The 10,530-nt window shown below is 71.2% G+C and carries 10 protein-coding genes and 2 pseudogenes; 10 read left to right on the forward strand and 2 right to left on the reverse strand.

What is annotated here, in order from left to right:
• The first annotated feature begins 99 nt into the window (after nucleotides 1-99).
• From IPI43_13440 to IPI43_13480, 9 genes and pseudogenes are all read left to right on the forward strand, one after another.
• Nucleotides 100-981, forward strand: a complete 882-nt coding sequence (locus IPI43_13440; protein MBK7775110.1) for a hypothetical protein — start codon at nucleotides 100-102, stop codon at nucleotides 979-981.
• Nucleotides 962-1,441 carry a hypothetical protein gene (locus IPI43_13445; GenBank protein ID MBK7775111.1) on the forward strand — a complete coding sequence of 160 codons (480 nt, stop codon included), beginning with the start codon at nucleotides 962-964 and terminating at the stop codon, nucleotides 1,439-1,441. Before IPI43_13440 ends, IPI43_13445 begins: the two co-directional genes overlap by 20 nt.
• Nucleotides 1,442-1,604: 163 nt before the next feature.
• On the forward strand, nucleotides 1,605-1,877 hold the full coding sequence (locus IPI43_13450) for a hypothetical protein (GenBank protein ID MBK7775112.1): 273 nt from the start codon (nucleotides 1,605-1,607) through the stop codon (nucleotides 1,875-1,877).
• 353 nt (nucleotides 1,878-2,230) lie between these two features.
• Nucleotides 2,231-2,758, forward strand: a complete 528-nt coding sequence (locus tag IPI43_13455; GenBank protein ID MBK7775113.1) for an SOS response-associated peptidase family protein — start codon at nucleotides 2,231-2,233, stop codon at nucleotides 2,756-2,758.
• Nucleotides 2,759-2,912: 154 nt separating this feature from the next.
• A pseudogene (locus IPI43_13460) lies at nucleotides 2,913-3,891 on the forward strand (nitronate monooxygenase).
• A gap of 9 nt (nucleotides 3,892-3,900) precedes the next feature.
• Complete coding sequence (locus IPI43_13465; GenBank protein ID MBK7775114.1) at nucleotides 3,901-4,398, forward strand: helix-turn-helix transcriptional regulator; 498 nt, start codon at nucleotides 3,901-3,903, stop codon at nucleotides 4,396-4,398.
• A gap of 53 nt (nucleotides 4,399-4,451) precedes the next feature.
• Nucleotides 4,452-5,129 (forward strand): thioredoxin domain-containing protein, encoded by a 678-nt coding sequence (locus IPI43_13470; protein MBK7775115.1) that lies wholly within the window; start codon nucleotides 4,452-4,454, stop codon nucleotides 5,127-5,129.
• 426 nt (nucleotides 5,130-5,555) lie between these two features.
• Nucleotides 5,556-5,816: pseudogene (locus IPI43_13475) on the forward strand (DsbA family protein).
• 310 nt (nucleotides 5,817-6,126) lie between these two features.
• Nucleotides 6,127-6,504, forward strand: a complete 378-nt coding sequence (locus IPI43_13480; protein MBK7775116.1) for a thioredoxin domain-containing protein — start codon at nucleotides 6,127-6,129, stop codon at nucleotides 6,502-6,504.
• Between the two features lie 480 nt (nucleotides 6,505-6,984).
• On the opposite strand, the gene IPI43_13485 is transcribed toward IPI43_13480, so the two are convergent.
• Together IPI43_13485 and IPI43_13490 are read right to left on the reverse strand one after the other, a co-directional pair.
• Complete coding sequence (locus tag IPI43_13485; protein ID MBK7775117.1) at nucleotides 6,985-7,392, reverse strand: Rpn family recombination-promoting nuclease/putative transposase; 408 nt, start codon at nucleotides 7,390-7,392, stop codon at nucleotides 6,985-6,987.
• 333 nt (nucleotides 7,393-7,725) lie between these two features.
• Nucleotides 7,726-8,769 (reverse strand): amidase, encoded by a 1,044-nt coding sequence (locus IPI43_13490; GenBank protein MBK7775118.1) that lies wholly within the window; start codon nucleotides 8,767-8,769, stop codon nucleotides 7,726-7,728.
• 1,549 nt (nucleotides 8,770-10,318) lie between these two features.
• Between IPI43_13490 and IPI43_13495 the strand changes: the two genes are divergently transcribed.
• Nucleotides 10,319-10,530: hypothetical protein (locus tag IPI43_13495; GenBank protein ID MBK7775119.1), on the forward strand; the 212-nt coding region annotated here is incomplete at its 3' end.

Below are 10,530 nucleotides of genomic sequence, written 5' to 3' on the forward strand. Positions count from 1 at the left end.
TCGTCCATTGTGCTATCCAGGGCTGGACTGCATCCCGAGTCGTAGGAGGTCCACTTGTCCCGTCAGGCACGCGTCGCGCTCGTTCTCTGCGCTGGTACGTTGAGTATGCTCTCGGCCGTGGGCTGGGGTGTGGCCCAGCCGGCGGCCACGCCGAGCCCCGGCGCAGCGCCCACGCCCACGCCCGAGGCCCTCATGGAGGGCGTGCCCACGAAGATGGGGCGGCGCATCGTGAGCCAGCTTCGGACGGCCCATGGGGCCATGCCCACGGTCTTGCGCGCGGCCCATCTCACCCAGCCCGACGGGGGCGAGCAGGTCTTCTTCGTGTACGAGTACTCCCTCTTCGATGCCTGCGTGGCCGCCGCCCCCTCACGCGCCGAAGGGCGCCAAGCGTGCCGCGATCGGCTCCAGGAGGACGCGCGCTGCACCACCGCCAAGGCGGCGTTCGTCACCGTGGCGGCCACGCCCGCTGGCCGCGCCGCAGGCACCGGAGGCGCCATCACGGTGGTGTTCGACGCGGACGTGCGCCGCGGTTGCCGCACCCACCGCGTGCTCGAGGTGGCCCTGCGCGACGTGGACGCGGACCAGCGGCCGGAGCTCTTGGTAGACATCGTGGGCTCGCATCCGGAGCGCGGCTTTCGCTCGGGCAACGAGTACGAGCGGCGCCTGCGGGACCTTGTGATCTTCGATGCCACCGGGCGGGAGCAGCTCCATGCGGAGCTCGGGGCCTGGGGCCCGACCGACGACGAGAGCGCCACCAGCAGCGTGTCCGCGCGCTGGAGCATGCGGGACACCAACGCCGACCGTCGCCCCGATGTGGTGGTGGAGTCGTTCGCCTACGAAGAGATGTACGACTGTCCGGTCACCGACGACGGCTGGTTCACGCCGCGCTCGGAAGACGACGAAGACGGCTACGAGTGCTCCGGTGCGCCACGGCTCACCACGTTCCGCTACGACACGGCGCGTGACGTCTTTGTGGAGTAGCCCAGCGCGCGCCGCCGCGCTGTACGTGACGGCCGGCATGGTCACGGCCGGTGTGGTGGCCAGCTCCCTGTCGTGGGCCGGGGCGCGCTCGCAGGTCGCCACTCCGGCAGCGCCCGCGGCGAACCTCGTGACCCCACGCGGGTGTGCCGGCTGCCACGCCGAGGTCACCCGCGAGTGGCAGGAGTCGCTGCACGCCCAGTCGTTTCGCGACCCCATCTTCCAAGCCGAGTTCCAGCCTCACCCGGCCGAGGACTGCGTGGCGTGCCACGCGCCGCTCGCCACGAACCTGGTGGCGCCCGCGGAAGCCGACGCGCGCGAAGGCGTGGGGTGCGTTTCGTGTCACATGGACGCCGCGGGGCACATCCTCGGATCCGCGCGGGGCAGGCAGCGGTCGAGTGCATCGGCTCCCGCAGCGGCAGGCCAGGTAGACCCACCGCACCCCTGTGCAGCGCAGCGGTGAAGGCTCGGCTCGGCGGCGCTCTGCGCGCGCTGCCACGAGTTCGCCTTCCCGCCTCCGCGCGCGGGGGCCTGGGCTACGACCCGGCGATCTTGCAGCAGGCCACGTTCACCGAGTGGCGCGCCTCGCGCGCCGGTCGCCAGGGCTCGCGTGCGTGGGCTGTCACATGCCCCGACGCGCCGACGGCCACTTCGACCACCGCATGCCGGGGGCGTCCGCCGAGCTGCTGGCACGCGCGGTCCGCGTCCAGGTGCGCGCCACCCGCGACGCCGACGGGGTCACCGTGCGGGTCACCTTGCGGACACGGGAGGTAGGGCACGCGCTCCCCACCGGCGACATCTTTCGGCGCCTCATCGTGCGGGCCGAGCTCGGCAGCGAGCGCACGTCCACCGAGCTGCGCCGCTACTTCGGCACCAGCCACGTGGGGGCGCGCTGGTGACCCACGGAGATCGACGACACCCGCGTGATGCCGGGCCGCCCGCGCGTGGTCACGCTGCGCCTGCCGCGCGTCCCCGGTGCGAACCGCGTCCGCTGGAGCGTGGCTCGCGCGCCTCGACCCGAGCGTGGCGCAGGCTCGCGCGCTGCCGATGAGCGATGTGGAGACGGTGTTCGAGTCGGGCGAGGCCCTGGTACGCTAGCGAGAACACGTCACAGCCCGCTGCTAGCCTGTGGGCATGTGCGGTCGCTACACGCTGTCCGGAGATGCCCGAGTGGTCGGGCTCCACATCCGCATCCCGGATGAGCTGCTGCTGAGGGCCCCGCTACAACGCCGCGCCCGGCGCGCACCAGCTGGTGGTCACGCGCGACCCGGGCGGGCAGCTCACGCTGGGGAGCTGCGCTGGGGGTGCGCGCGCGGGGCAGCGCGTGGAGAACGCGCGGCGAGTCGCTGGGAGCGCCCGTCTGGCGGAGCACGCCGGCTCGCGCTGCGTGGTGCCGGCCGATGGCTACGTGGAGTGGCAGAAGACGCCTCGCGGGAAGCAGCCGCTGTGGCTCCGAGACGCGAGCGAGCCGGGGCGCACGCTGTGGATGGCGGGCCTGGTGCTGCCGGATGGGTTCGTCATCATCACCACGCCTCCTTCGGGCGACGTGGCGGCGGTGCACGACCGCATGCCGGCGCTGTTGGGGGCTGACGTAGTGGACGCGTGGCTCAGCGCGCCGTGGTCGGCGGCGCGTGCGTTTCTGGTGCCTGCACCAGAAGGGTTGCTGGCGGCACGGCTGCTGGGGGCGCGCATCAATTCGAGCCTGCACGACGACGCGCGGTGTTTGGAGGCGCCTGAGCCCGCGGCCCAGCTGCAGCTCTTTCGGGACGCCGCGCGCTAGCGGCAATCGCCTCGAGGGTGACCGAGATCGCGCTGGCACGAACCGCTGAGCGCTCCGCACCTTGCGCATGGCCCGGCGGCCATCTAGCTTCGGTAACAGAAGCTATCATCCAACCCGCCCGCGAGACCCACGCGGCGCGCACCGAAGGACACGCATGAAGACCAAGATCACCGAGCTGTTCGGCATCGAGCACCCCATCATCCAGGGGGCATGCACTTCGTGGGCTTCGCCGAGCTGGCCGCGGCGGTCTCCAACGCTGGCGGGCTCGGCATGATCACCGGGCTCACGCAGCGGTCGCCGGAGCTCCTGGCAAAGAGATCGCGCTGCCGCGAGATGACCAGCAAGCCCTTCGGCGTGAACCTCACGTTCCTGCCCAGCCTGAACACGCCCGACTACCCGGGCTACGTGAACGCCATCATCGACGGCGGCGTGCGCATCGTGGAGACGGCTGGCCGCAACCCCGAGGCGTACATGCCCACGCTGAAGGCGGCGGGGGTGCGCGTGATCCACAAGTGCACCTCGGTGCGCCACGCGCTGAAGGCGCAGGCCATCGGCTGCGACGCCGTGTCGGTGGACGGCTTCGAGTGCGGCGGCCATCCGGGGGAGGACGACATCCCCAACATGATCCTGCTGCCGCGCGCCGCCGACGAGCTGAGCATCCCGTTCGTGGCCTCGGGCGGCATGGCCGACGCGCGCTCCCTGGTGGCCGCGCTCGCCATGGGCGCCGAGGGCATCAACATGGGCACGCGCTTCATCGCCACCAAGGAAGCGCCCGTGCACGAGAAGGTGAAGCAGGCCATCGTGGCCGCCACCGAGCTGGACACGCGCGCCTGGTCATGCGGCCGCTGCGCAACACGGAGCGCGTGCTCACCAACGCGGCCGTGGAGCGGCTGCTGGTGAAGGAGAAGGAGCTGGGCGACAAGCTCACGTTCGAGGACATCCGCGAGGAAGTGGCGGGCGTGTACCCGCGCATCATGCTGGAGGGCGACATGGACGCCGGCGCGTGGTCGTGCGGCATGGTGGCTGGGCTGATCCACGACATCCCCACGTGTGACGAGCTGATCAGCCGCATCATGCGCGAGGCCGACGCCATCATTCAGGGCCGGCTCGTGCGCATGCTGGCCCTGAGCTAGACCCGGCGCATGTCACGTTCGTCGCTCAGCGGTGTGGACTGCGGCGTTGCCCAGGCGCTCGACATCATCGGCGAGTGGTGGACGCTGCTGATCCTGCGCAACGCCTTCCACGGTATGCGCACCTTCGACGCGTTTCAGGAGCACCTCGGCATCTCGTCGAGCGTGCTCAGCGCGCGCCTGAAGACGCTGTGCGAAGCGGGCGTGCTCGAGAAGCTGCCGTCCGAGCACGACGGCCGCTCGTTCGAGTACCGGCTGACCGAGCGTGGCCTCGACCTCTACCCGGTGCTGGCCGGGCTGGTGCTGTGGGGCGAGAAGTGGTTCCCGAACGGGCGCGGCCCGCGCACGCAGCTGCTGGACAAGCGCACCGGCAAGCCCGTGGACGGCGTGCACGTGCTGGCCCGCGACGGCACGCGCCTCGGACCGCGCGACGTGACGCCGGTGGCAGGACGCGGGGCCGATGAGAAGGTGCGCGCGCTGGTGGCGCACCGGAAGACGCGCCGCGCGTAGCCACGCAAACTCGGGTACCTTTCGCGCTGTTCACAGCCCCAGGAGACGCCGAGATGTCCATGAAGAGAGTCCTGACCGCGTTCGTGCTCCTCGCGGGAGCCAGCCTCGGCCCGAGCGGGTGCGGCTCCGCGCCGCCACCGTGTGTGTGCCCGTGCGCCGAGGGCGTGGGGGCAGGCGCCGCGCCGGAAGCCGAAGCGCCGGCGGACGACGCGTGGGCCGGTGGCGAAGACACGAGCGGCGTGCAGCGCTTCGCCGTCCCCGTGACCGCGGAGCAGCCGAGCCAGGGGCCTGCGGACGCGCTGGTCACTATGGTGGTCTTCAGCGACTTCCAGTGCCCCTTCTGCGCTCGGTTGAACCCCACCATCGAGCAGCTGATGCGCGCCTACCCCACGCAGCTGCGCGTGGTGTGGCGCAACCTGCCGCTGGCCTTCCACCCGAACGCGATGCCCGCCGCCGAGGCCGCCATGGAGGCCTTCGCGCAGGGCGGTGACCGGGCGTTCTGGCAGATGCGACCTGCTCTTCGAGCACCAGCGCGACCTCACGCGCGAGACCCTGGACCGCCTGGCCGCCCAGTTGGGCCTCGACACGCAGCGCTTCCAGGCCGCCATGGACAGCCACGCGCACCAGGACGCCATCGAGGCGGACATGGCGCTGGCGGAGCAGATCGGGGCCCAGGGCACGCCCAACTCGTTCTTGAACGGCGTGCAGGTCACCGGCGCACAGCCCTTTGAGTCGTTCGTCGAAGTCATGGACGCGGAGCTCGCGCACGCCCAGCGGCTGGTGCGCGCCGGGACGCCGCAGGGTGAGGTGTACGCCGCCGTGACCCGCGACGGACTCACCGAAGTGCCGCCGCCACCCGATGCGCCCGAGCCGGAGTACCCAGCGCCGGCGCAGCCCGACCCGGCCGCTGTCTACCGCGTGCCGCTCGATGGCCGGCTGCCGCAGCGCGGCCCCAGCAACGCGCTGGTGACGGTGGTGGTGTTCAGCGACTTCCAGTGCCCCTTCTGCAGCCGCGTGGAGCCCACGTTCACCCGTCTGCTGGACACCTACGGTCGCGACCTGCGCGTGGTGTGGATGAACAACCCGCTCGCCTTCCACCAGAACGCGCTGCCTGCGGCCATCGCCGCCATGGAGGCCTTCCAGCAGGGCGGCGACGGATGTTCTGGGCGCTCCACGGAAAGCTCTTCGAGAACTCGAACGACCTCACGCGCGAGACCATCGAGCGGCTGGCGCAGGAGGTGGGTCTCGACATGGGGCAGCTTCGCGCGGCGCTCGACCAGCGCGAGCACGAGCAGGTCATCCTCGCCCAGCAGGCCTTGGCGGTGAGCCTGGGCGCCGCCGGGACACCATCGTCGTTCATCAACGGGCGGAACCTGCGCGGCGCGCAGCCCTACGAGGCGTTCGTTGTGGTGGTGGAGGAGGAGCTGGCCAAGGCGCGCGCGCTGGTGGCGCGGGGCACGCCGCGCGCGCGGGTGTACGCCCAGACCATCCGCGACGGCGCCACCACCCAGCAGATGCTCCCCACCACAGCTAGCGGTGATGAAGCGGCGGCTGCAAACCCGCGCATCGAGCTGCCCGTCCCCCGCAGCGCCCCTTCCCGTGGACCGGCGCGCGCCACCGTGGTCATCCAAGAGGTGGGCGACTTCCAGTGCCCCTTCTGCTCGCGCGTGCAGCCCACCATCGCGCAGCTGCTGCAGGACTACGACCGCCTCGTGCGCCTGGTCTGGCGTGGACCATGCCGCTGCCCTTCCACCCCAACGCCACATCGCGGCCCAGGCGGCGCGCGAGGTCTTCCGCCAGGGCGGGAACACTGCGTTCTGGGCCTACATCAGCCTGCTCTTTGTGAACCAGCAAGACCTCTCGCGCGACACGCTCGAGCGCCTGGCCCAGGAGGTGACCGGGGTCAACATGGCGCAGTTCCGCCAGGCCCTCGACACCGAGCGCCACCGCGCCGCCGTGGACGCCGACTCCGCCGCGGTGCAGGCCGCCGGCATCACGGGCACGCCGGGCTTCGTGATCAACGGCGAGCACGTGTCGGGCGCCGTGCCCTACGAGCAGCTGGCCGCGGCCGTGGAACGCGCGCTCGCCGAGGCGGACGCCCGCTAGCGCGCGAGTGAGCCGACCTCAGTCGAAGACCGCGTCGAGTCTCGGCAGAGAGGACGCGCAAAGAGTAGTCCACGAGTTCATCGCGGGTGGCGCGGGCGATGCGCTCCTCGGCGGAACCCGGCAGGACGCCGAACTTGAACGCGAGCTGCCGCGCAAGCACCTCGCGTTGGCCGTTCAGGAGGCCCTCCTGGATGCCCTTGACGAGGGCCCTCCCCTGGATGCCCTTGACGAGGCCCTCCTGGAGGCCTTTGACGAGGCCCTTCCCGGATGCCTTCGGTGCGGCCCTTCAGCATGCCGCGTTGGATGAGTTGTTCGGCGAGGGTTCCCACTGGATCTCCATGGAAGGGTCGAGGTTTGCGCGGAGCAGGGCGTGCACCGCGTCCATGTCACCGTTGGCGGTTTCGAAAGTGTAGCGCAAGAGACGGGTGCGGTAGTCGCGGAACCCAGGATCCTGCGAGAGCGTACGGAGGTCGTCGACGATCAGCTCCAGCTCATCTTCGAGCGCCGACGCGGCGCGGCTTGCTGCAGAATGAAGTAGGCCACACGAAGCGAGACGCTGAGATCCGCCCGCGCGGCTAGCGTCTCAGGCGCGAAGCCCGCGAGGTCTTCGAGCAGATAGGTGCTCGAAGGGATGAAGGGCGCAACCAACGCTTCGAGGCCCGCTGGGAGCTTGAGGCGCTCCAGCATGGTGCGAGGAGCACGCCAGTCGGCGCCGTGGCTGATCACGAGCGGGATCACCGCCGTCAATGCCAAGCCCAGCCGCCGCTGTCGCTCCCAGAGCCGGACCTGCACACCCAGCGCTCGCAGGACCATGTCTGCGTCAGGCGCCGACTGCACCTCGGCGAAGATGTGCACCCACAGGGACTGGTCGAGCCCCGCGAAGGGCACCTCCCAGACCGCGTCGCTCTGCGCGCGTGCAGTAAGGCATCGACGATGCGCGCGGGCGCAGGTCGCAGGCGGCCCAGGTCCAGGCGGGCGAGCAGGTCAGCCGGGAGCACCGCCGCGATCGCGGAGCGCGCGTTGTCCAGCGACCTCGAGCGCGCTGCGGATGAGGCCGTCGTGCGGCTGGCCCTGCGCTGGCTTGGAGCGTTTGGATGCCATGAGCGCCCCTTGTCGGTCCACCCAGAACGGGATTGCTCACGAGGTGTCCAGGAAGCCGAGCGCCGCTAGCGCCGCCACCCCGCGCCGGATCTCCGCTCCAGGCGGCGAGTGCGTTGACGGCTACGCGCCCGGCAGCGTGACCAGTGGGGTGCCCAGCACCTCGAGCACGGTGCGGCCGAGCGCCAAGAGCCGCCCGTCATCGCCGCGCCGCCCCACCAGCTGCACGCCCAGCGGCCGCCCGTTCACCAGCACGGGCAGGCTGATGGCGGGGTTGCCGGCCGCGTTCAGCGCCGCGGTCCACGCGCCCAGCACGGCGGCCCGCTCGAAGCGCTCACCCGCATCGCACCCGCTCAGCTCCCCCACGGCGGGCGGCGGCACGGCCACGGTCGGCACCAGCCACACGTCCATGTCGGCGAAGAGCGCGTCCACGCGGGCGGTGATCACGTCGCGCGCCCGCAACGCGGTGGCCTTGTCCACCTTCTGGCCCGCGCGTCGCGCAGCCAGCGCGTGGTGGGCTGCAAATAGCGCGGGGCCAGCACCGGCGTGTTGGCCACCAAGTACTGAAAGATGGGCAGGAACTCCGCCCGCTGCCCACCAGCGGCTGGCCCTCGCCCACGTGGTGGCCCAGCGAGGCGAGCGCGCGCGCCACTTGCCCCACCGCGGCCTGCACCGTCGGGGTGCGCGGCGATGATGGAGGCTCTCCACGGTGACCGCCACGCGCAAGCGCGGTGGCGCCTGCCGGCACGCGGCCAAGAGCCCGGCGCCCTCGGGGAAGCCACACAGCGTGTCCAGCAGGGCGGCGGCGTCGGGCACGCTGCGCGCCAGTGGGCCCACCACCGAGATGCCGATGGTCTCGAAGGTCTCGTGCGGGTTGGGCACCAGCCCACGCGTGGCCTTGTGCCCCACCAGCCCGCAGAACGCCGCGGGGATGCGGATCGAGCCGCCCCCATCGCTGCCCGGCGCGATGGGCAGCAGCCCGCCCGCCACCGCCGCCGCCGAGCCCCCAGACGAGCCTCCCGCCGTGCGCGTGGGGTCCCACGGGTTGCGCGTGGGCGGCGCGAGGTCCGTCTCCACGAACGGCAAGATGGCCAGCTCCGACGTGCTGAGCTTCCCGGTGATCACCATGCCCGCGCGGCGCACCGTTTTGCTGGTGACGTCGTCCATGGGCGCCCGCATGTGCCGCCACGCGCGCGGGCCATCTGCGCCGGGGAAGCCCGGCCGTGAAGTGCAGGTCTTTCAGCCCGGTGGGCAGCCCCAAGCCGGCCCGCGCGGCGCGCTGGAGGGTCCCGCCGCCGCTCGGTCCAGCATGCGCGCGGCTCGCAGCGCCCGCGTACGCGTGCACGAAGGCCCTGACGCCCCGTCCCGCGGCGATGCGCTCGAGGTACGCGGCCGTCAGCGCCTCGCAGGTGACCTCACCTCGCCGCAGGGCTGCGGACTGATCGAGCGCCGACTGCGCCATGAGCTCGTCGTGGGGAGCACCCGGGCCTCAGCCCAGCCTTCGCCGCGCAGGTACTTCCCAATCAGCGTGGCGCTCGTCGTAGCTGCGCTGGAGCGCGCTGCGGACGAACGGCTCCACCACCTTGCCCACCCCAGCGGGATCTTGGCGTCGATGTCGAAGTGCACGATACGCGTGAGCCTGTCGGTGCCCAGCGGCTCCACGGCCTGGTAGCCCGTGATGGTACGATGTTGCCGCGCGAGGTGCACCACGAAGTCGTAGCGCCCGGTGGCCCCGTCGGTCTGGTCTCCCTCGTGGAGGGGCGGTCGTCGCCCATGACCTTGCGCACCACGGCGGGCACGTCCTGGCTGGGCCAGGTCTTCACCTCGCGCACGCCCTGTCTCGGGTCGCGCTGGATGAGCTGTAGCGCATGCCCAGGATCTTGTGGGATCGTCTCCTGGTGTGCTCGCTCAGTGGATCTTGGCGATGAAGTTGACGGGTCGGTGGGGATCGTGGCGCAGTGTGACCTGGGTAGGCTGGGCCGGCGTTCATACCACCTTCCCATGCCTGGGGTGTAGCCCCTGCTCGACGCCTGGCCGCTCGCAGATAAATGCCCCGGAATCACCCCCAGGGGCCGGAATGTTGGGTATAACGAACCCCTGAATGATGTCGGACAACAGTCGCACCACGACACGCTTACCGCCGGCGCGCCCTTTCGCACCGCCGGCTGGCCGAGCACCAGGGCCGCGACTATGGCGAGCTGGACGACGGCCGCGGGAAAGTGCGCATCTGGCACCTGGGTCACCGCATCGTTAAAGTTCGGAGTCGTCGGGGTCCATCTGCGAGGGCCACTCTCGGACTTCATCATCGCCTTCCACAAGAAGCACACCGAGGGCCACCCGCGGCCGTGGTTTCACGTTCGGCAACTGGATGACGCTGCTGGCCCACACCCCGAGGTGCGCCGCAACCTCACCGAGTGGCAGCGGCAGATGCGCTACGACGAGACCTACGTGGCGCACAACTCGCGCCTCCTGGCCATGGCGCGGAGCCTCGCCAACGGCGTGCTCGAGAACACCATCCACGTGCTGACCGACGAGGAAGCCCTGGACGACGTGCTGATCTCCGTGCGCAAGCGCACGAGCGTCGACGCACGTTTCCGGGTTAGGCCCAAGCCGATGACGAAGTTCCCCACCCGCCCCCTCCGGGCGCGCCTTTCGCACGCTGCTGGCCGAGCACCAGGGGCGGGACGTCGAAGAGCTGGACGACGGGCGCGGGAAGGTGCGCCTCTGGCACCTGGGCACCACATCGGCATCTTCGAGTCGTCGGGCTCCATCTGCGAGGCCCACTCCGACCTTCATCGTCGCGTTCCACAAGAAGTACATCGAGGCCCACCCGCGGCATGGCGGCACACGTCCCGGCAACTGGACCGACCTGCAGGCCTACACGCCGGACGTGCGCCGCGGCCTCACCGAGTGGCAGCGCACCATGAA

Source organism: Sandaracinaceae bacterium, assembly GCA_016706685.1.
In the GTDB taxonomy this organism is placed as follows: Bacteria; Myxococcota_A; Polyangia; order Polyangiales; family Houyiibacteriaceae; genus JADJJE01.

Coding starts and splice junctions, on each gene's coding strand:
- IPI43_13450 (MBK7775112.1), top strand. CDS start 1,605: ATGCCCCGACGCGCCGACGGCCACTTCGACCACCGCATGCCGGGGGCG.
- IPI43_13465 (MBK7775114.1), top strand. CDS start 3,901: ATGTCACGTTCGTCGCTCAGCGGTGTGGACTGCGGCGTTGCCCAGGCG.
- IPI43_13470 (MBK7775115.1), top strand. CDS start 4,452: ATGTCCATGAAGAGAGTCCTGACCGCGTTCGTGCTCCTCGCGGGAGCC.
- IPI43_13490 (MBK7775118.1), bottom strand. CDS start 8,769: ATGGACGACGTCACCAGCAAAACGGTGCGCCGCGCGGGCATGGTGATC.